16 protein-coding genes and 1 pseudogene are annotated in these 23,055 nt (G+C 44.7%); 10 read left to right on the top strand and 7 right to left on the bottom strand.

Features of this window, described 5'->3' with window-relative positions; genetic code table 11:
* Positions 1–125 precede the first annotated feature (125 nt).
* Complete coding sequence (locus BQ7489_RS02785; RefSeq protein WP_235817105.1) at positions 126–4,340, top strand: DUF6531 domain-containing protein; 4,215 nt, start codon at positions 126–128, stop codon at positions 4,338–4,340.
* Between the two features lie 7 nt (positions 4,341–4,347).
* Positions 4,348–4,818 (top strand): hypothetical protein, encoded by a 471-nt coding sequence (locus tag BQ7489_RS02780; RefSeq protein WP_159434503.1) that lies wholly within the window; start codon positions 4,348–4,350, stop codon positions 4,816–4,818.
* A gap of 302 nt (positions 4,819–5,120) precedes the next feature.
* Here the strand turns inward: BQ7489_RS02780 and BQ7489_RS02775 are convergent.
* The 6 genes and pseudogenes from BQ7489_RS02775 to BQ7489_RS02750 all read right to left on the bottom strand — a co-directional run bounded on the left by BQ7489_RS02775 (position 5,121) and on the right by BQ7489_RS02750 (position 10,492).
* A pseudogene (locus BQ7489_RS02775) lies at positions 5,121–6,025 on the bottom strand (IS982 family transposase).
* Positions 6,026–6,232: 207 nt separating this feature from the next.
* Positions 6,233–7,591 (bottom strand): transposase, encoded by a 1,359-nt coding sequence (locus BQ7489_RS02770; RefSeq protein WP_072529909.1) that lies wholly within the window; start codon positions 7,589–7,591, stop codon positions 6,233–6,235.
* 316 nt (positions 7,592–7,907) lie between these two features.
* Entirely contained in the window at positions 7,908–8,612 is a 705-nt protein-coding gene (locus BQ7489_RS02765) for a hypothetical protein (protein WP_071150233.1), read from the bottom strand.
* Between the two features lie 105 nt (positions 8,613–8,717).
* A complete protein-coding gene (locus BQ7489_RS02760) occupies positions 8,718–9,428 on the bottom strand; it encodes a hypothetical protein (protein ID WP_071150234.1) in 711 nt (236 codons plus the stop codon).
* A 22-nt stretch (positions 9,429–9,450) separates the two neighbouring features.
* Entirely contained in the window at positions 9,451–9,909 is a 459-nt protein-coding gene (locus tag BQ7489_RS02755; RefSeq protein WP_071150235.1) for a hypothetical protein, read from the bottom strand.
* The gene (locus BQ7489_RS02750) at positions 9,902–10,492 is read right to left on the bottom strand and encodes a Panacea domain-containing protein (protein WP_071150236.1); all 591 of its coding nucleotides are present in this window, start codon (positions 10,490–10,492) and stop codon (positions 9,902–9,904) included. The genes BQ7489_RS02755 and BQ7489_RS02750 overlap by 8 nt, the downstream gene beginning before the upstream one ends.
* A 219-nt stretch (positions 10,493–10,711) precedes the next feature.
* Here BQ7489_RS02750 and BQ7489_RS02745 point away from each other — a divergent pair, with 219 nt between their 5' ends.
* Together BQ7489_RS02745 and BQ7489_RS02740 are read left to right on the top strand one after the other, a co-directional pair.
* The gene (locus BQ7489_RS02745; protein ID WP_071150237.1) at positions 10,712–11,152 is read left to right on the top strand and encodes a hypothetical protein; all 441 of its coding nucleotides are present in this window, start codon (positions 10,712–10,714) and stop codon (positions 11,150–11,152) included.
* Between the two features lie 71 nt (positions 11,153–11,223).
* Complete coding sequence (locus BQ7489_RS02740) at positions 11,224–12,573, top strand: hypothetical protein (RefSeq protein WP_071150238.1); 1,350 nt, start codon at positions 11,224–11,226, stop codon at positions 12,571–12,573.
* A gap of 2 nt (positions 12,574–12,575) precedes the next feature.
* Here the strand turns inward: BQ7489_RS02740 and BQ7489_RS02735 are convergent, their stop codons facing one another.
* On the bottom strand, positions 12,576–13,418 hold the full coding sequence (locus tag BQ7489_RS02735) for a hypothetical protein (RefSeq protein WP_071150239.1): 843 nt from the start codon (positions 13,416–13,418) through the stop codon (positions 12,576–12,578).
* Positions 13,419–13,843: 425 nt separating this feature from the next.
* On the opposite strand from BQ7489_RS02735, the gene tssD reads away from it, so the two are divergent.
* The 6 genes from tssD to BQ7489_RS02705 all read left to right on the top strand — a co-directional run bounded on the left by tssD (position 13,844) and on the right by BQ7489_RS02705 (position 22,802).
* Entirely contained in the window at positions 13,844–14,242 is a 399-nt protein-coding gene (gene tssD, locus BQ7489_RS02730) for a type VI secretion system tube protein TssD (protein WP_071150226.1), read from the top strand.
* 106 nt (positions 14,243–14,348) lie between these two features.
* Positions 14,349–16,115, top strand: coding sequence for a type VI secretion system Vgr family protein (locus tag BQ7489_RS02725; RefSeq protein WP_071150240.1), 1,767 nt, complete (start codon positions 14,349–14,351; stop codon positions 16,113–16,115).
* Positions 16,116–16,118: 3 nt separating this feature from the next.
* A complete protein-coding gene (locus BQ7489_RS02720; protein WP_071150241.1) occupies positions 16,119–17,510 on the top strand; it encodes a hypothetical protein in 1,392 nt (463 codons plus the stop codon).
* Positions 17,461–17,745: an immunity 17 family protein gene (locus BQ7489_RS02715; RefSeq protein ID WP_071150242.1), complete on the top strand. Its 285-nt coding sequence runs from the start codon at positions 17,461–17,463 to the stop codon at positions 17,743–17,745. Before BQ7489_RS02720 ends, BQ7489_RS02715 begins: the two co-directional genes overlap by 50 nt.
* Before the next feature lie 26 nt (positions 17,746–17,771).
* Complete coding sequence (locus BQ7489_RS02710; RefSeq protein WP_083381015.1) at positions 17,772–22,181, top strand: DUF6531 domain-containing protein; 4,410 nt, start codon at positions 17,772–17,774, stop codon at positions 22,179–22,181.
* Positions 22,182–22,802: an Imm25 family immunity protein gene (locus BQ7489_RS02705; protein ID WP_071150243.1), complete on the top strand. Its 621-nt coding sequence runs from the start codon at positions 22,182–22,184 to the stop codon at positions 22,800–22,802. It begins immediately after the preceding gene.
* Positions 22,803–23,055: the final 253 nt, after the last annotated feature.

Here is a 23,055-nt window from a genome sequence, read left to right as displayed (position 1 = left end):
ACTTAACGAAAGGAACAAGTAATTTATATTATCAAAAATTATGATAAAATCTTGAAGAATCTTGGTGCTATGTCACAGAAGCATATATTCATTTACATAAACACTTTAAGTTAAAGAAACTTTCTATGTTGCTTGCGGACACACACATGACATCGGTTACGGGCGTGGACGTACATACAACCACCGTACCGCCCTACAATCCCATCCATCCCTACATAGGGATAGTGATTGACCCGGCCGACTACATTCCGTTTCTCGGGACAAACGTCACCATAAACGGAATGAAAAGAGGTGTGTCCGATACGAGCGGCATGCTGCTTACCATGTCGCATATCCCACTGGTGGGAGCCTTTACGATGGCACCCGTCATCGGACATGAAAGCATGAACTTTTTCTCATCACAGAGTGTATTCTCTGACGGCAGCCGCCTGAGTCCGAAAGGATACATGGTGATGACCTGTAACGACACGGGGCTTCCGCTGTCTGCCACCATGGGAAAAAGCAAGGCAGGAAAAAAGAAGCTGAAGCCTACGCTCTTCGCGCCGACATCATTCTCCATCCCCGCCCCGACGGGAAAGCCCGTATTTGTAGGCGGCCCATATATCCCGGACATCGGAGGGGCGGCCATGGGACTGCTTTCAAGCATCGGGTTCAGTTCCGTGCTGAAGGCCGCTGTAAAAAGCGGCAGCAAGATTGGCAAGAAGATACTGACAGAATTCAACCACAAGGTACTTAAAAGCAAGGTAATGCAGAAAGTGCCAGGCACAAAGAAACTGTCCGAAAAATTCTGTAAGATGGGCTTCGAGCCGGTCGATCTGGTAAGCGGCGTGGTGGTTTACGAAGGGCTGGACTTTCGTTTTCCTTCACCGGTGCCATTGTCTTGGGAACGGTCATGGTACTCAGACTCCCACTACACGGGATGGCTGGGGCACGGTGTGCATAGTATCTATGACCGTACCGTACAGGAACTGCCCGAAGACGATGCAGTGGCACTTCGCATGGAAGACGGACGGGCCGTGGCATTTCCGGCTATAGCTGAAGGCGAAGAATTCTACCTCCGTGAAGAACGAATCACCCTGAAGCATACAAAAACAGGATACGAGGCATACGACCAAGACACATGGATGACCTATGTGTTTGATATGCGCGAAGGTGACGGACTGCGTTTCCGCATGACAAAGGCGGTGAACCCGGACGGACTGGGTACCACAATAGGCTTCAGCAACGGAAAGCCGTCGGGAATGACAGATGCGACCGGAAGGCGCATCCGTATAGAAACAGAACGACGCGGCTTCATCACCCGGCTATCGCTTGAGACAGACAAGGGAACAGAGACACTGGTGGCCTACGACTATGACAGGGACGGAAACATGACGGCCATCACTGACGCACTCGGACAGACCACACGCATCATGTACGAGGGACATCTGATGACAGAAAAGACAGACCGCAACGGAGATACCTTCCACTGGGAATATGACGGCAAGGAACGCTGCGTGCATACCTGGGGCAAGGACGGCATTCAGGAGGGACGCATCGAGTACCATCCGGAAAAGGGCTACAACCTGGTGACCGATGCCACGGGTGGAGTAACCACCTACAGATACAGGCCGGACGGAATCGTCACTTCGGAAGAAGACCCTCTGGGCAACATCACCCGATATGAATATACCGAACATTCGGAACTGTATCGCGTAACCGATCCCGAAGGACGCGTAACAGGCTACAGCTATGATCCGGAAGGCAACCTCACTGGAGTGACACATCCTGACGGGACCGGTGAAATGTATGTATATGACGAACTGGGACGCCCCATAATACGGGTGGATGCAGAAGGGCACCGTACGCACCGGCTGTACGATGAGGAACGCGGACATCTGGTAGCCAGAACCATAGGACCAACCGGAGAGGTGACGGTCTTTGGATATGATGAACACGGAATGCTCGTCAGAATGACACAAGGAGACCGGGTAAGCGAACTGGCATACGACGAGCAGTACAACCTCGTTTCGTGGAACGAGAACGGCAAGACACTGCGACGGTGGGACTATGACCACAAGGGACAGGTGACTGCAGAACACTCGCCCATGCTCCGGCCTGACCGCTTCGAATACGATGCGCTGGGACGTGTCACACGCGTGTACGCACATGACGGCAACACGGTGGAACTGGGATATGACGCATACGACAGCGTGACGGAAGCACGGGATGCACACCGCCACGTAAGGATGACATACACTCCGCTGGGAAGCCTTGCCACACGTGCGGAAGGCGAATGTGAGGTAAAATTCCTTTATGACAGAATGGAAAGGCTGACGGACGTGGTGAATGAACGTGGCGACTCATACAGCTTCGTCCGTGACAAGGCCGGACAGGTATGCACGGAAAGGGGATTTGACGGCATGACGCGCAATTACATACGCAACCGTGCCGGAGAGACCGTACTTGTGGAACGCCCCGGAGGAAGAAGCACCGCTTACGAATATAACGCAAAGGGACGCGTGTGTACTGTATCATATCATGACGGCACGAAAGAGGAATACTCCTACGACAAGAACGGCAACCTGGTAATGGCGGCAAACGCATCGGCACGCATCCGGCTGGAGCGTGACGCGGCAGGACGCATCACCAGGGAAAGCATGGAACTGCCCGGAGGAGACACACCCGTGGAAGTGACCTCCGTGGAATCGGAATACGATGGCTACGGAAACCGCACAAGGGTACGGAGTTCGCTGGGCGCAGACGTGAGGCTGGACTATGACAGCTTCGGACTGGTAAGCGGAGTAAGTGCAAGCTGCGGCAAGGAAGCCAATCCCAAATGGGAAAGCGGCATCAGACGTGACGATGCCGGACGCGAGGTGGAACGCTTCGCCACGGGAGGAATACGCATAGCCACGGACTATGACGACACGGGAATGGTGCGCTCGCGCCACGTGTATTCAGGCGGAAGGCATACGGGATTCCGCAGCTACAGATGGGATGTGGGCGCAAGGCTGATGTCGATGCGCTGCAACCTGTCGGCAGAACCGGTAATCTTCGACTACGACTCGGTGGGAAACCTCATACGGGGAGAATACGGTATGTTCGACCGCATCTTCCGCACACCCGACCTGGTGGGAAACATCTACCAGGACGAGAACCGCAGAGACCGCACCTACGACAGGGGCGGACGGCTGCTAAGCGACGGCGAGTTCCACTACAGCTATGACTGCGAGGGGAACCTCGTATGCAAGAGCCGGAGAAATCTGACAGAAGCGCCAAAGGCACAGGCAAAGCACGGATTCTTGGGTATCTTCTCGGGAAGTGAGAAAGCAAAAGCAGACGATGCACAGGCATGGCAGCCGGGAGACACCTGCTACACGTGGCTGGCCAACGGTATGCTGGAAAGCGTCATCACACCGGAAGGAAAGACCGTAACCTTTGAGTATGACGCATTGGGCAGACGCACGGCAAAGACCTCTGACGGAACGGCAAGGATGTTCTGCTGGGACGGCAACGTGTTGCTGCATGAATGGGACTGCAGGGAGAACGAACGGCCACGGCTTGTGACGGACGACATGGGAAGGGAGAGTTATGACCATAAGGTGACATTTGAAAATGTCATTACATGGGTGTATGACGGACAGAACTTCACGCCCGTAGCCAAGGTGACGGAACAGGAACGGTACACGATTGTGCATGACTATCTGGGAACGCCTACGCAGGCATACGATAGCAAGGGAAAGCTTGTTTGGGAAATGCTGCTGGACGTGTACGGAAACGCGAAAGAATATTCAGGAGAAAAATGCTTCATTCCGTTCTGTATGCAAGGAATGTACGCTGAAAGCGAACTTGATGGGCTGTACTACAATCGTTTCCGCTGGTATGATTCTAATACTGGCAATTATTTATCGCAAGACCCCATAGGGCTTGCAGGGAATAATCCGACACTGTATGCTTATGTTTTTGATATAAATAGTCAGGTTGATGTATTTGGACTAGCGAAAGGCGATATTTTAACAGAGGGCACAGTATATAGAGCTGGTGGAAATACTTTAAATAACTATACTCCATCATTACCGAAAGATATAGAAGGACTTTCCACATTTTCAAGTACTGATGTCTTAAAACAAAGATTACCAAATGTAAAGAAAGCTCAAGTTTTAGATTTATCTAAATTAGGCAGTGATTTGATAGCAGTTGATGACGGTGGAGGACACATTAGTATTAAACCAAAAAATGATCCTGATAAAGTTAAAATAACCGAATGGGGTAACTTAAAGGGTAAAGAAGGTGTTCCTAATCCATTAGCGGAACAAGTTCAACAAGCAAGAACAGATTCAGTCAAAATTTGTCATTAAAATGGTTATGGGTAAGAAGCTAAGCAATATTGTAAGTCTTGGAGAATGGAGTGAACTATTCATAAAACCAACATTAGCACATATAAATTCAGCAATTAAGAATTTTAATATGGATAATGTTGCGTATTCGAGAATAGAAGTAGATTTAAGAGAAGATATATATAATTGGAATATAAGTACTGTATGTAATAAGGCTTGGAAGAAATCAGAAGAAGATTGGATAGATGAAATTATATTATCCATTGAAATCAGGTTGGAGCAATCTCAAATAAAACTCTATGCAGATATTTCTTTTGGAAATGGAGAAATTATATTTGAAATTTGTCCTGTTTCAATGCTATATAAGAATAATTTAAGAATAATTGATTTTGAAGAGAACTTTAATACACCATTAAAATTATTTAGTTCGAGAAGTATTGATTACATTCATAATGCTTTATTAGTCATTCAAGAAAAATCTATAAATAATAACGAATAATCTTATATAAGTATAAAACATGGTAATACAATGATTAAAAAATCACCTTCTCCCCAAAAGTTATCAACAGGTATTTTAATTGTTTTCCCTGTCTTCTTCTGTTGGTTTTAAGGGATTAGCTTTCCCTTTGTGCTTAGTACATATTTGTTCGTTTTTTCTCCCCGTATGATAATTGAGGGATTGGGGGCTTTCTTTTTCAGGGAAACAAACAGGTGTTAAGTGGTTAAAACAACTATCGGGAACGGGCTATAAGGATAGGGAACAAAAAGGCTATTCTAATACAACGTGAATTCGATATAAAATCAAAAGATAGGAAGTTGCCCGTCATTGATAAAATTAACATCAATGGCGGGTTTCTTCTCAAAGAAGCAGTATGCTGCAATAGCCGACTAAGAGTTAGCAATAAAATTGTTGAAGGAACGGTGTCTGGAGTGCTCTATCTGTGCTATGTTCTTCAATTCATCATTGACAGTTTCAATCAAAGCTCTTTTTCTAAGCAGAATCTTGCCGGCTATACTCATTAGGGTATTCTTCATGTTATTTTTAACTTTAGTGAAAAGCTGTATGCCGTTAAGAAAAAGGTTTTCGAATAGAGCCTGACCGATATATCCCTTGTCTGCACATAGTTTTCCTTTGATGTTTTCCAGGAACTTTCCCCTTTTCAACGGTTCCCGATCATCCACATTCTCGGGAGTAAACATGGAATTGAGGATTTCACCTTTGTCATTAATAATCAGATGAATCTTAAATCCGAAAACCATCCCATAGAACATTTTTCACGTTCAGCAAGTCCTTCGAATGTCTTATAAATCAATATTCTCTGATTACGGCAAACATATAAGGGAGTGGAATCAACAAAGCTGATGCCGGTACAGGTCCCTAACAGTACTTTCTTGATGAAAATGGTTAGGGGAAGCAGTACTTCCTTTTCCAGTTCAACAAAACGGTTGTAGGACACCTGACACGGAAATAGGTTTTTCAGATGTTTGCAGATATACTCCTTGTAATAATGCTTGAAGCAACGAAAACCACCGGAATGAAACAGGATAAGAATCACTATAACTTCAGCATCGCTCATGCGGTTTGGTTTGTTTCGTTGCTTGGTATTCTTATCTTCAATCATATATTTTTCCTGTTGCAACGCAAATTCCTTGCAAAAATCATCGGCCATACAATAAATCTCTGTAATTTTAGACTCTGCGAACATAGTGGTAATCGTTTAAATGTTATAATTAGGGATATTCAGTAAATGTCCCCAAAATAAGATGGCATATGAAATGATTATGGTCTATCATCTTCATATGCCATTTTTTATTGTCATTTTTCCATGTATTCTTACATAATTCTATCCGTCAGGACATGACACTTCTGAAGAAGCCAGATGACCTCTTCCGATTCCGTCAGTAAAATCATATCATGCCGCTTTAACCGCCCTGTTCCTAATCTTGTCAATCATCAGTACGGCATTTGCCGTATGTATTCCGAAGAAAATCCACAGGATTTCCGTCCTCCTGTTCCGTGCCTTTACCCTGGAGAGCGAGTAATGCTGCTTCTGTGTGCCGAAGCTTCCTTCAAGCCGGGTGGTCCTTTCTTTGGAGAGTTCACTTCTGAGAACCTTCCTCAAGGATTCATCCCTGGCCGCCCTTCCCTTGCGTACGAAGGACGTGGATATTCCGTATTTCGTGCAGAACCTCCTGTTGGCGTTATTGGCATATATGGAATCGGCAGCCACGCATCTTACCCTCACGTTCATGAGCTTCTGTTGCATGCGGATACAGTCCTTCAGGCGTATACCCTCGTTGAAAGCCTTGAACGAGAGGTGTTCGATGAACGATATGCCGTCTATCTGTATGTTGTTTACCTTCGCACCGAACTCAACGGATTTCGTTTCCTTTCCTCTGACGATGGGATGCACATAATGACGGTCAATACTGACGATGCGGTCACTGACCTTCCGGCCTTCAAACATTTCCTTCTCCTGTACAAGAACCTTTCTGATGATGGAAATTCGCTTCCGGTAATCCTGAGTATACCGGAGTGAGGCTCCATACTCCCTGTGAATTCCATCCCTCTGCATAAGGAGTTTTTCAAGGAGTCTGATCATACGGCGCTTGAGCATCCTTGTCCTTGATGCCTTTCTCTTTCTTTTCTTACAGTAGGACAGATAAGCCTTGGCAACATCATCATATTTGTTGCGGGGACGTCTTATGCCCAGATTCCTGCAATGACGGCACATATGCCTGTAGAGCCATTCGAGGCTTTCCCAGAGGAGTTTCATGTCTGTGGGGAAACGCATGTGGCTTTCGTAGCATGTGGCATCGGTCATGCACACGTGAAGGTTTTCAAGATACGGCTTCCAGTGTGTGGCCAGCACTTCCTGAAGGGATTCAATGTCAAGACGGGATGCCATCTCATTACGGATGGCACTGACTATCTTGTAGTTGGTTATGGGAAAGGACGGGTCTATCATGATTCCGCAGAACATCTGGTAGTGTATGTTGACGTTCAGATGTTCCACCAGCTGTTTGTCGGAGAATCCGGTGTATGCCTTCAGGACCATGAGAGCAATCTTTGCCGCAGGGCTGAAGATGTTCCTGCGTCCCAGTCGCTGTTCCGACAGGCCCAAGGCTTTTGCCATACGCTCAAACGGAAACACCGAGTGAAGCCTGCCAAGCTCACTCTCGTTAAAACTCTTGCGGTATTTTTCCAGAATATCAAATTCTGTAAAGCCCAAAGTAGGGTGAATTTCTGAAATATTTTGTATCTTAGCCATATCTTAGTTGGGGAATTTCCCCCGTTTTGGCTGCCAAACCTTATTTGCGAGGGAATACCTAAAGATACAAAAAAGCCAACTAATTCGCAACACTTTGTGTATGAATTAGTTGGCTAATTTTATACTATTTACTGAATGTCCCTAATTAGACACTATAAATTTAACACTTTACTACTATATTCCTATTTTTCAATAGATTATATTTATTCTTATATCGAACTCACGTTAGTATAAAAAGCCTATTTTATAATGTTTCACTGATGATTTTCGTTGACTTATTCTACAATTTAGGATAGAGCTAAAATACAAAACAAATTTAATATTTATATCTCAGCCGACGTTCTTCAATAATCTTACGCAAAACTTGAGATTTATTATATAACTTAAGAAAAAAATCCTCTAGACCAAACTCAAAAGTAATTGAATCTGTATTTTGTTGTGATTCCTGTTTTGCCTGTTGTCGTAATATTAAAAAGGGAAGCATCGCCATAATAGGCTGAGAAAAATCGCATTGTTCAATCTCAGATATAGCAGCAACATATTCTGAATCAAGCTGAGAATAGAGTGGTTTGACACCATTAATAAATGAGCGATAAGTCTTTTCAACGGAAACAATATACCCAAGCCAGTTTTTTGCTTTTATTTTCCCTTGAGAATCAATATCATTGAGAGTTGAATCATCATAACATCTTGTAGAAGAAAGAATATCCTTAATCAACTTTTCATTCAGGTTCTCCCTCTTAATATCCATTCCTTGCTTCTTTGCCATATCAAAGAATATCCGTTCGATATTCGTAACTATTGCCATAGCCGGAAAGTCAGAAACCTTATAAACAGTCCTTGCCTTCTTTACTTCAGGATAATGAACTGTTATGAGGTAGAATATGTAGGCGGCAATGAACGACAGTCCGACTCCATAAAAGAATTTTCCACAAGCAACAAAGAACTGGCAGGGAGCAGGAATATCAAAAAGCCACATATCCAAACAAAAAACAAGGATGACAGAAACCAAAGTCAACATGTTTAATGTCTGATTCAAAGTCTTGACAAAAACAATCCAAAAGTTATTCATAAATATATAAAACCAATAATCAATTTAAAATATATCAGTAAGTTTATTACAATATTACGGAGTCAGACCTGAAATCAATGATTGATAAAGTTCCCTTTTTTCTCCTTCCTGAACAAATAATTCAAGGAACCGAAACATAGCATCCTGAAACTCCACAATATTAGCATTCAATAATTCCTTGAAATCTATATCTTCACATTCCTCTATATTATCCCAATCTGCAATCCTATAATCAATAACGGAACAGAATTTACCTTTCTCGATAGAGAAGAAATAAGAGTCGAAGGCAATAGATATATTGTGACATGCAGCCTTGTTAATATCTTCTTTAACACGTTGTAAAAAAGACGGAAAGTTTGAAATTTCCTTTATTTTGTTCTTATAAAAATACTGCTCAGCCTTAGAATCTATCCTTTCAGAAGATAAACAAGGAATAGAATTATCCCTTAAGCAAGCCAGGAGTTCATCTGTTTCTGTCTTAACACTATTAGGAGATACAAAACATAGATTATTACTATTCAAATCCTCTGTAACCAATACAGACTTGCCATCCAGAGAAACCACTTCCAAAAACGATGTGGTAGGAATATCTAAAGCTTTGATAAGCTGATATTTCTTTATACTGCCTTTTATGACCATATCAACAAAACCTTTAGACTCCTTGACAATCACAGATGAACAGTCCTGCAACAGGCATCTATATACTTTCCAATTGCCTCCCTCACCAATACCCTCTTTGGCCACAATATTATTTAAATCAATCATAGAGATTTACATAAGTATACGTCTAATCTTGCAGTATTCTTCTGAACTTATTCTTCACCATTTTGCTTTCTGACAGGCAAGCGATAAGATTATTAAAAACACCTTCATCCAATGTACCTATTTTTTCAATAGAAGTCTGCGCCATACGCTCCTGTAAATCCAGCTGTCCAGCCGGATAGGTATCAAGATCGGAGCCATAAATAAAAGTATTCTCATCAAACGCAAAAGGTGTACCGTCATCCTTAACAGCCACATTCTCACCAGCCATAAACACAAAAATATTCAGCATCCTCTCCGGAATGTTCAAGCATCCATACTTAACCTCCAAATCTGATGGTACATGGTCTTTAGATGTAGGCAAACTGGCAAGCAAAATATCACTTTCCATTTTTTTAAGCACAAGGAAAAACTTGTTCTGCGGCTCAGCTCCGTTCTTGAACAAAAAAGGACGGAAAAACAACAAATTACCTTCTTCAAACATGGGATTCCGCATTTAAGAGGTTAGCTGTCTGCCGTATATTCAAACTCTCGCGATAATCCTCTGCCGCACAATCAGTCATTGCTTCAGTAAAGTCGATCTGCCGGTCGGAGTTGTTGCATTCATGCTTATTGAATGCTTCCAGCAATCCCGTGCGAGCAGCCACCCGATACCAAAGAGTACCCTCCTTGTGTGTCTCTGCAACCAAGTCGGAAGCAGTCATATTGCCATATTTTGCCAGTATCTCGTCCATCATCTCTATCTCACATTCTGAGAATTCGCTGTCATCAAAATCTGCTACCGCCTCAATGAAGGTACCGCCATCCTTGAAATCTGTCTTTACAAAAGACTTCAGAAGATACGGGCCGTCCGAAAGGTCAACGAAAACATCCTTCGCTACAGGGCCTGCCTGCCATACCTCAAACGGAATACCAATGAAAGGGACATGATATTTCAACGCCATACGTTCCTCCATCAGATACAAAAGTTTCAACAGCTTTGTCTTGCTGAGACTGGATGTATGACGCGCAATATATATAATCGCATTACCAAGTTTCTGTTTAGTAGATTCAGAGAATTTGCACATAATCAATGTATTTTGGTTACAAAGATAGCCTTTTACCTGAAAACAACCAAGAAAACAGGCTATTAACTGTTCTAATGTACGTTGGCACATGTAGTCAAACAAACACTAAAACCGTTTGAGACAGAGGCAAACAAATTAAATATTGAAAAATCAGTCCCCACACACCCGTAATCCATTAATTATTCTCTATCTTTGTCTATAAGAAAACAACTTCAAATAATGAAAGAATCCATAATCATCAAAAACTTAGGCCCACTTAAAGAAGTGGAAATAAGATATATCAAGCCACTGACCGTATTTATCGACAAGTCTGTCAGCTGTAAGAGTACAATCATGAAGATTATTGTACTCATGAGATACATCTACAAAATGGTGAATATCCGATTCTATCTGAAGAATGCGAAGATTACCCGTCCACCATTCAAACTGCGTTTCAACTCGCTGCTTCAGGACGGATTGGAAAGCATGATAACAGCAGAGACCGAGATATCCTGTCCTATGCCAACAAAACTTTGCAGTCAGACATCAACAAGCCCAACAACGATCTGGTATTCTTCAAGGAATCGTATGTATCAAGAACACTACACGAAATCATTACAGGCTTTCCGGAAACCACAGAAAATATTCGCCAATATCCGGGCTCATGATTTACTGACATGACTTTGTCTTTGAACAAAGAATATACAATAACGAGTACAAAGTTTGCTAAAACAATAGAAATATAATCCGATATGATAAATAACGAACATAATCCGATAGCTATCAGAGTAGGCTATATACAGAATCTTTGGATGGAGAAAAGGCAAGAATGTCCAGATGCAAAGGTATATTGTCTAACTTGTAATCAGGAAGACTACCCACTAGTGGAAGGATTTATCCGTCTGGAAGGATCTGCTTACGGAAAAAGCAGTGACATTATTCTTGCATTCATGACGGATTATGAATCGCCAAAGGCATTATATGCTTTTCTGATAACTGAATGGATTACGTCCTTTGAGACTGATATGAAAAAATACCCGGAATGGAAATGGACGGACTTCGAACAACTGAAACAGGAAGCAAAAGAACTGAACTATGACGATATTGACGAAATGAAATCATTTTATGTCCGTCTGGTAACCAGTTTCAAAACCTTTGCCGGAATCACGGATAATATACTGGGTATAACAGTCGTTGTTTACAAAATAGCAGATGTGGAATCACTAAACAAGTGCATAAAGGAACTGGCGGAGATTCTTCCAACCCAGTCCAGTCTGATATTAACAGACTATAACGGCCGAGAAATATACAAACCACTGCTAGAGAAGCTTAAGGAAAAGGCGTGCCTGATTAAAATACCTAACCAGAATATGTCAGGAGCCTACAAGGAAATAGCCACACAAGGAGACCCTCATGATCCACAAGTGAGATATAGAAAATGCCTATTTGAACTGGGAGAAGCTGCAAATGCAGGCAAAAAGCAGGAAGTGAAAAATTTGGGAGAAGAGCTTGTGGATATATGCCGTGAAATTGGAGGAACGGTAATGTGGGCTTCAGCCTATCTGATTTATGGAGGATTCATGCTGAGTTTCAAAAGCGAATCTGCCTTCACTCATAAAATACTAGATAGAGGAATCAGCATTGTACAAACGGCTAAAGAAGAAACCAAGGAATGCAACCAGATTCTGATACAGCTATATGACTATAAGGGTATCGCATTCAATCTTTCAAGAGATACCAAACAAGCTGTAAAATGCTTCCTTAAAGGAGCTGAAATTGCCAAGAAAGAGGAATTGAAATCCATAGCAGTCAACCAATATGGCTATGCACTGCTTGCCGCACTTAAAAAAGACAGGCTTTTTTATGAACCAATCCTTACAGAAGCCTTTGAATACGGATATGCACTTGATGACAATGAACTGAAAACCGTAAACCTTTCTTTCATTGCAAGCACCTACATTGATAAAATATATTCTCTGGATGGAAAAGAACGTGAAGAAATAGCAAGACGGATGGAAAACCTTTATGGCGAAGACTGGCAGGCAGACTCAAAAGAACTGTCTGCTAAAATAGAACGGGAATACCAACTACCGAAAGCATAATTCTATCGTCCTTCAATATCATCCAGAATATCATATAATGCAATTTCCGTAAGTATTTGAATATTATTATCTTGTCTTAATTTTTCCCAAACCGAGCGGTCAGCCCCTTTTCCGAGAACAACCATATCGGCTGTATAAGAAAATGAAAACAAGTTAATGGCTCCGAACTTATGCAGTTTGGAAAGCAAGACATTGATATCCGGATATCGGGAAAAAATACCGGAGATAAAAATATGCTTATGATAAAATATTGTATTCCTGTTTGTAATCTCATGATCCGGAAGCAAATTATACAAATCCTCCTTACCCATTGAAAAAAGTTCCCAAGCATCGCACAATTCATTTGAAGACAGCCTATGAGCCTGCCCGACTTTCATATACAATCCGGCACAGGCACGTGCCTTATCAAGCAAAGAACAATCAGCTTTCAGCTTAATCTTGTAGCACTCACATGATTCCTCCAACTCCTCTCCCGGCATACGGGAAATACAAAAAAACTCATTAGTAAAAAAAGAGGTGCTCTCAGCGCCAAAGAATCTACAGTTTTTACGCAACCGTACAATTACTTTCTCATCGTAAACCACAACCTTACAATTACCTGTAAATATTTCCATCAAACGTAACACTTCCGGGAACTCCGGTGCATTGGCATACTTACTACCACCAAATACGGAGAGAAACGTGTCCAGCATGTTTCCTTTACCGGCAACTGGTCTGATAAGCGAATTGAGCTCCTGCACTATTACAGAATTAATCACCTTCACCATAGCAACAGAACATATTGCGGCATGATTGAAAGTAAAAGACTCTGTACATAGAGCCACGAATGTATTGTTCTCTTTCATATATTTCCAAAATTTCAGATTGTGACATTTGCAAATCTATTGTTTTTTATCTGAACTACAAATTATCCGTTATAGTTTTGCCAAAGAAACAATAATGTTCAAAGAAAAAGAGCAAAACATAATACTACAACAAGATAAATCCATATAATATAAGATTACAAAAAAACTTTTTCTAAAAAAATCGGAGAAATATTTGGATATATGATTTTATTTCCCTATAATTGCGATTGACAAAGATGATGTTTTATTTTTCTTCTTCTTTTTCCACAAATAAAACAGAAATCGTCTGGAAGAACCGGAGGAAATTTCAAAAGATCGTTTTTGAAGTTTTCTCTTTTTTTGTTTTCTGACGGAAGACGACAGGATTCAGAAAAGGGAAACGGAGTCATTCAAATTTATTGTTAAACTTTTAAATTCTATCAATTATGGCATCATTTAGAGCTACATTGGAATTTGCAGGAAAAGAGTATGACGTACTGCACTCTGAGTATGAATTCAGTCGTACAACAGACGCGAAGGGAAAACCATCCTCAAACATCCAGGGAGGACGTGTTTCGGTAGTTATCGAATCAACTGACGACACTGCGACCATCGAAGCCATGCTGAACAGCCAGTTCAAGCAGGTGGAAGGAAAAATCGTGTACAAGAAGATTGAAGAGGATGCTAAGATGAAGGAAATCGAGTTCAAGAACGCCTACATCGTACACTACAAGGAAACTCTTGACGTGAACAACGACGTGCCGATGACCATCGCACTCACATTCTCCGCTGAGCTTATCAATGTGGGCAACGCTGCGCTTGACAACAGATGGCCGAAAAACTAAACGCTCCGGGGCAACGCCCCTAAGCGGAATGTAAGATATTGCCGCTTGAAGGGCTCAATCCGTCAAGCGGCAATTTTATTTATTCACCTAAAAAATCATTGCCGTTATGCTTGAGCAGAAGATGACAACCGTCAATATTGATGATGTTCCTCTTCCTTCCTTTTTTCAGGTTGTGTTGAAACAGTGCATCAATGATCATCATTATTTTGAAGTTCACATGGATATAGAGTCCGGTGAATTTTACAAGACTCATACGCTTGACAACAGCATGAACTGGATAGGCAAGCAAGCGGAAATCCTTTTGGGCGGCAACAGCTTCAAAGGAATAGTGACACATGTGGGACTGCACCGCTCGAAAGGCAATCACGGCTATCTGCTTATCCAGGGGTATTCATTGACCTTCCTCCTTGAAACAGAACTAAACTGTGCTTCGTGGACCAATACCACGCTATTCAGCATAGTAAAGGAAATATGCGACAGGGCCGGTGTGCCTTGCGCCATCAAGCCGGAATATACAGCTGACATAGAATACGAATGCCAGTATATGGAAAGCGACTTCGACTTTATCCGCAGGCTGGCCAGACAATATCACGAATGGCTGTATTATGACGGGAAACAACTTGTATTCGGCAAGCCTGACAAACTGCCATCAGCCATACCACTGAGCTACGGACGCGAAATATCCGACCTGAACATCGGAATCCAGACGCTTGCCCGCCTGGTAGAGGGAAACTCATACGACTCCGCCAACGGCAAATTCAGCAAAGGTGCCGCTTCCAATGTTCCTACCGGCATGAACATGCTGGGACAAACAGCTTTTGACGCATCTGTCAAACTCTTCAAATCGAAAGCATTCCAACATACGGAAATCAGGGTTGCCAACGACAGTCAGGCAGAAAACCATTTCCAAAAGAAACAGCAGAGCGATGCCTCGCCTTCACACTATATATCCTGTGAAACGGACTGCAACCGGATAACACTCGGCAGCGTAGTGGAAATACAAACCGCAATCCAGAACTTCCAATTTGATTTTATTGAAAAGACTTTAGGTGAATATTTCATCACTGAAATTACCCATATAGCCGGAACCGGAGAAAGCTATAACAACAACTTTACCGCACTCTACTCGCAGACAACAAGTCTTCCTGCCCCGGAAGTACCTCTACCCGTGGCACAGACACAGCAGGCGGTAGTGATAAGCAACGATGACCCCAAGAAACAGGGACGCGTACAGGTAAAGATGAACTGGCAGGGCGATGGCATGACAACCTCATGGATACGTGTCATGACTCCTGATGCCGGAATAAGCAATAAAGTATCAACCAACAGAGGTTTTGTCTTCATTCCGGAAAAGGACGACATCGTACTGGTTGGATTCCGGTATGACGACCCGAAACGTCCGTTCGTAATGGGCAGCCTGTTCAACGGGAAGACAGGAACAGGCGGTGACAGCGGCAACAAGAAAAAGAGCCTGACCACCCGGAGCGGATGTACCCTCACCATAGATGATGACGAAGGCAGCATCACCATGACGGATCAGGCCGGCAACAGCTATGCCGCCGACGGAAAAGGAAACATCAAGATTTCCGCATCCAAATCCATCATGCTGTGCGTAGGCAATACCAGCATTGAACTGGACAGCGAAGGAAACATCAAATCCTCCGCAGAAGCCCAGATTACGGAAACGGCCGCCAACGAAATAACGCAGACTGCAAAAACAATAAACAGCAGTGCCGAAGAAGCATATAACATAAAAGGAAGTGACGTGACCGCTACGGGAAGCAAAACGGCAACCCTTTCGGGTACCACGCAGGCAACCGTGGACTCCAGCGGAACAACCGCCATAGCAGGTACAATCGTAAAACTGAACTGACCTATGAGCAATGCCATACAACAAATAGCGGACAATATGCTCCACCTTTGGGAGAATACCGTGACACAACCGGTAAAGATGATACGCATTGTCATCAATCCGGGTGACGAAACCATGCTCAAGGCCTTCTATGACTACATGCTGGCCATCGACAGCGAAGAAGAAGACATGGTCTTCATCATCACTCTCCCATTTACATCCGCAATGGAGTTCAGCAAAGATGTACTGCAATATATCAGCAAACAAATAGAGTACTGGAACAACTCCAAGAAGCCTGAAGACATCATTTTTGAAAAAGTGGAATGGCAGGCTAACGACAGCTCCATAAATAGCGGAAATGCAGCCCAGACAGTAGTGGAAAATCTCAACCGGCTGACCCGTGAACTTGTCAACGGTACCGACATGAAATGCAGCTTCATTTTCGATCTGGAAGGCACTGCGGACTATGAAGGATGCCGGCAATGGTTCAATCAGGCACTCTCCCAACCATTTGACAAACAGATGGTATGGGGAACCGGAGATATCACCGGCCAGGAACAATTCGGAAAACTCATGACGACCTATCCGAAGGAAACGGTTTCCATCTATCCTCCGATAGATATGGACGGGGCAACCGAAAAACTGGCAGAACAAGCAGCCAACGAAGATCGGAGCGATCCTGCCGCCTCAGAATTCAGACTGGCACTGACCAGACTCATGAGCAGCGTCAAGAAAGGAGACGCTGCCCAAACAGACCTATACGCACGCAAATGCCTCGATATGGCACTTGCCAATGTAAAAAAAGACATGAACTGGCTGAGCCAGTTCGTAACAGTATATACCATCCTATATACAGACCGCATTAATCATAAGGATCTGGACATGGCTCTGTATTTTGCCAACAAAGCGGTAGAAGCGGCAAGGATGGGAGAAGGAAAGCTAGACCCGTCTCTTTCGGGACGTCTTCTCGGCAGCTCGCTTGTAGGGAAAGCATCCATACAGATACGGAAATCCGCATGGAACGATGCCGCAGAAACCTACCGGATGGGGGCAGACGCCTATGCAAACTGCAAGGATTACCTCATGCAGGCAGAAACACTGAGAATGTGCGGGTGGTGCCGGGAGAAAGCATACGATACGGAAAGAGCCACGGAGTGCTACATTGAGGGATTCCGACTGGCAGACAAACTGTCGTCAGACCTGATAAAGCATTCGTCTTACCCTTTGCTACTGCTCAAGCTGCTGGAAAGCCGGAAACGCCAGCCGTCAGTCAGCAATGAGGAAATCAACTCCGTGCTGAGCCGTGTTATCGGCAAAGACTGGGAGGACTTTCTGTATGAATACAAACGAAATCTAGGAAAATATCATGGAATGGATCAACAAAATATGGACGACCCTTCAGCAAATGTTCAGTGAAGGCCCAGGGTACATCAAGGAAAACCCGAAATCGGGCTACCTTGTAGTCATCCTGATTCTGCTGATATGGCTGACAGGACTGATACTGGACTGGAAATGGACCTATGCCCGCCCCGGAAGCTGGGGAGGGAACTTCTGGCTTGACCTGCTGGGGCCAAACGGATTCCGTTTCTGGCTCGGAGTTATCGTAGTGCTGTCCATACTATTGTCGGCCTATCTGTTTTTCAAAACTTGAACCCACTCTAAAAACAACTATAAACTATGTCATCAGGAACAGGGTATTTCGACCAGGTAAGCGCACAGCTTGAAGCCACCGTAGGAGCACAGATGTCGGGTGTGGTTTCGGGAGCTTCCGCCAATGCGGAGGCGGGTGTATCCCCGTCCGTCAACGCGCTTGACACCGGACTGAAGGCAGCCACAGCCTTGGGCAGTCTGGCAGACAACGTGAGCGAGGCAGCCGTACTCCCCGTGCTCGGAGCACTGGGGATGAAAGGACAGGCGTGCCTGCCCATCTCCAAACAGCTCGACCCTGTAATCGGAGTGGATATTCACCTGGTGAACATACCACCGGCCACAAGCGTGCCGATGCCTCACCCGTATGTAGGGACACTGCTTTGTCCGCAGGACTTCATGACGGCGGCGGTAGCCTCGTATATCCCCCCTCCGCCCACAGCGGAAGAAACCGGGGATGCAGACTCGGCCAAGCTCGCAGAGATAGGCCACACGGCACTGACCATGGCCGTGGGCATGATGGGTGCCACCGTAAAAATCGGCGGATTCATTCCACGTGCCGTGGCTTCCACCCCCACACGCAGCATACCGCATGTACCGATGGGAGCCGGATTTGCCGCAAACTCAATACCAATCCCGAAAAACAACGGACATGCCTTCATGGGAAGTCTGACCGTACTTGCCGACGGACTTCCGCTGTCGGGAGGAGGAACACACATGCATCTGGACTGCAACGACCTGGGCATGTCGAGCGTACACAAGGTGCCGGGACTGTTCCTGCCGACAGGCGTAATCAACCCGATCCCTCCGGTCAGACAGATTCTGACCAGCCCCGTGCCCGTGCCGTTTAACCCGATGGCTGCCCTCTCACGCAAGTGCATGGGGGCTTTCGGAAGACTGTACAAGAAAAAAACCGAGAAGCTGGCAGACAAACTGCATGGAGCCGTAAATGACAAGATAAAGAGCGGAAAGTTGCAGGACATGCTGCACAAGACCATCTGTACCGTAACCGGACACCCGGTGGACGTGGCAAGCGGCACATTCTTCACAGATGAAGAGGACTTCTGGATAGACGGTCCAATCCCTCTCTCCTGGGAACGTACCTGGTACAGCCGAAGCGACTACCAGGGGCCACTGGGCAATGGATGGCATCATGCATACGACATGGGCATCGTAGTGGAAGACGGTATCCTCACCTTACGAATGTCTGACGGAATACCCGTAGCCTTCCCGCTACCTACTGAGAAGAAGCCCTCGTTCATCCGTGCAGAACGCAAGGAGGCACGAAAAGAAAAGGACGGCTACTGCATCTGGGATATGGACGAAGACCTGTACTACCGATTCACACAGAAAGAATATGACGATGTACACCTGCTGGAGAGCATGTCGGACGCGAACGGGTTCGCCATACGGTTCGGGTACAACAACAAGGGATACCTGAAGGAGATTACCGACAGTGCGGGAAGAAAGCTTACCGTAGAATGCGACGAGCGTAACGGACACATTCTGATAATAAAAGGCCCTCATCCCGAGAACAAGGGAGAAGAAACAATACTCGCATCATACGAATACGATGCGGAGGGAAACATGATATGCCAGCGCAACGCCGTGGGTGATGCCATGCGATATGAATACCAAAGAAGGCTGATCGTAAAGGAAACATGGAGAAACGGACTGAACTGGTTCTTCGAATACGACGGCAGCGAAATCGGATCCCGATGCATACATACATGGGGAGACGGAGGCATATACGACCACAAACTGCAATTCCTCGATGGCATGACCAGAGTGCTTGACAGCCATGACAAGCCGACAGAATATTGCCACAAGGACGGACTAGTGTATCGGAAGGTGGATGCCAACGGAGGCGAACACCGATGGAAATACGACTCGGACCGCAAGCTCCTGCAGGAAACTGATCCAGCAGGCAACAGCAGCCTGTACAAATACGACCGCTGGGGAAACTGTACCGACAGTTCCGATCCGGGAGGCGGCAGCGTATCGGCCGTGTTTTTCCGTAAGGGGGCATTGCGCAACAGGCCGCTGAGCGTGACCACAGCGGACGGAGGTACATGGAAGTTCGACTATGACACAAAGGGAAATGTGACTAAACGTACTAACCCAGAAGGGGCGAAAACACAGATAGAGTACAGCGAAGGACTGGCCGAAAGTATCACTGACCCGTATGGTGTAAAAACTGTACTGAGCTACGACAAAGACGGCAACCTGACGGAAGCCTCAGACAGCCGGGGAAACACCTCAAGCTACCGCTATGACCGACTGGGACGCTGCACACAGGTGACAAATCCGAAAGGTGCTGTACAGACAAGACACTATGATGCCATAGGACGCGTGACGGAAGTGGAGGACTTCGACGGCAACCACATACACCTGAGATATGACGGCATAGACAACCTGCTGGAATACCGGGACGACCTGCAGAAAGTGGAATACACCTACTCGGGCATGTGGAAGCTGACACACCGCAAGGACAGCCGAGGTGTAGTAGGTTTCCATTATGACAGGGAAGAACGGTTGCGCCACGTGATAAACGAGCGGATGCAATACTATGAGTTCGATCTTGACGACGTAGGCAACGTAATCCGGGAAACAGGGTTTGACCGGGGAACAAGGATATACCAACGTGACATCGCCGGACGTGTAACCAGCGAAAGGCTGCCGAGCGGAATCGTGAGGGAATACGAATATGACAATGCATCGAGGGTAACAAGGGTGTCGTATGTGACAACGGATGAGCCCGACCAGACCTACCAATATGGAATATCGGGAAGGCTCGTGGAAGCAACACGGGGTGAAAGCCGAGTGGAGTTTGCCTACAACGCACTAGGACTGCCGGTAATGGAAACGGCAGACGGTGAGACCATCAGACGCACCTACGACAGGACCGGACAGATACTGTCCCTGCAAAGTACGCTCGGGGCGAATCTGGAATACAAACGCAACGAATTCGGAGAACTGACGGAGTTCAGAGCCGGAGACGGCTGCGGGAACGGTGAAATGCCGTGGAAGTCACAGCACAGCTATGACACACTGGGCTTTGAAACAGAACGTATGCTACCCGGAGGCGTAATGCGAAGTTTCGCTTACGACAACATTGGCCGCCTTGTGGATGCACGCACGAGAAAGGATGCACGGACACGACACCTGCGCCGCTACCGCTGGGGCAAGGCTGACCGGCTGCTCGCAACGGAAGATAGCAGACGGGGAACGACACGGTACGGGTACACTCCGAACGGACAGCTGGAGTATGCCGAGTACGGAGACGGAACGGAACAGTGGAGAAAGAGCGACAGCCTGGGAAACCTGTACCCCGACCCCGACTGCATGGTACGCCGCTTCCTGAAAGGCGGAGCCATGGAACAGGACGGGAAGTGGCACTGCGAGTATGACAAGGACGGGAATCTGACAGAACGATACATCGGTACGGGAAGATGGCTGGACGGAAAGAAGGAGCACTGGAAATACAGGTGGAACGCTGACGGATCGCTGGCAAAGGTGGTACGACCTGACGGTGAGGAAGTGACATTCGAATACGATGCGCTGGGAAGAAGGCTCTCGAAGAGCTTCGGAACGACCGTGACACGATGGATGTGGAACGGGAACGTGCCACTGCACCAGTGGAAGCAGAGACGGAGCTACTCAATGGAAGAGGATGCGTGGCTGACCGAGGAAGAGCGTAAAGACCGCACGCTCTGGCTCTTTGAGGAGGAATCCTTCGTGCCTGCCGCCATGATAAAAGAAGGCAGGGCCTACTCTATACTGACAGACCATCTGGGTACACCAACCGAGGCATACGACACGCAAGGCAACGAGGTGTGGAGCAGGACTCTGGATATGAACGGAGAAGTCATCGAGGAGACCGGAAATATCGGAATGATACCGTTCCTGTTCCAAGGACAGTATTATGACCGAGAGACAGGGCTGGCGTACAACCGATTCAGGTATTACTCGCCGCAAATGGGGATGTATATCTCGCAAGATTCGATTGGGCTGGCTGGGGGAATACATAACCTTTACGGGTATGTCAATGATTCCAATACGTGGATTGATATATTGGGATTGGCTGGACGTATATGGCTTAATTACGCAAAGATTTGGCATGATAAACGTGCAACAGAAATTTTTGGAGAGGGTGATGGTAGACGGATTGGAGGAAGAGTTTATGATAAATATGTAGATGGGGTAGATATCGAATTTAAATCTGACAATTTCTCAAAAGGTCCAAGAAGTAAAGAGTCTTTAAAAAGGATGAATACTCAATTAAATAAGGATATAGCAAATAAATTATCAATGAAAGCTAATCCCCATTGGCATTTTGATCATGATCCAAGAAAAAGTCCTGAAATGAGAAGCCTTCTAAGAAAAATGAAGAAAAGTGGTATTACTTGGACATATGGTAAAAATTATTATAGTAAGTAAATGGATAGAATTTCTTTAAAGAAACATATAGTTAAAACAATTGAAACATCGCCCCATATAGATGGATATAAATGTTTAAATAAATTATGCTATAAAGACTTGTTTGTGTTTTGTAAACATTTAGAGGATATATATTATAGCTATATTATATTTAGGTTGAGTCAATCAAATTCAATAAACGTCTCACTGTGGGTTGGTCCAATTGATAGGCCTGATGATGGGTTATATAGTTTATCTGCAAATATAGAATTAAAAATAGTAACAAATGCATTATATAATGAATCCTTAATTGAAAATTGTCATAACAGAATCAACAACATAATTGATTCTAATATATTGTCAAATCTAATCACGGTATCTAAAAGAGAGTTAACTACTCCTTCTTTTGGATTGGAAAGAAACTATGTATACAATAATTTTATATTACCATTTTTTCAATTAGTAATTGAAAAATGTAAAGATAAGGCTGTTTTAAGGGATAAGAAAAAAACAGCTCCAATAATAATTGATATATATAACAAATTAAATCAAAAACAAAAATCTTTTTTTTGTAAGATTGGAAAAGATGAGACTGTAAATATAATATGGGAGTTATGTTATATTTATTCTTATAATAATTAATCTATAGTGAATCGGAATATCGGGGTAGGTACATCACCTAATGACAATACTTGTATTAATGGTAAAATCTTGAAAAATATGAAAACGTACTTTGAAGATAAAATGAAAAAACTACACCTTTGATAAAGGTATTAAAATGATTGTACTCCCAGTATCCAGAAAGTTGGGAATGAAAGAACGGACATTCCTGCCCATCTTCAACAACTCGCCACTGTAATCAGAGCAGAAGCTAGTACATAAATATAGACACATT

Source organism: Bacteroides ilei, from assembly GCF_900128495.1.
Taxonomy (GTDB): domain Bacteria; phylum Bacteroidota; class Bacteroidia; order Bacteroidales; family Bacteroidaceae; genus Phocaeicola; species Phocaeicola ilei.
Note: the sequence above shows the minus strand (reverse complement) of the source record. Positions and strands in the feature narration are given on the sequence as shown.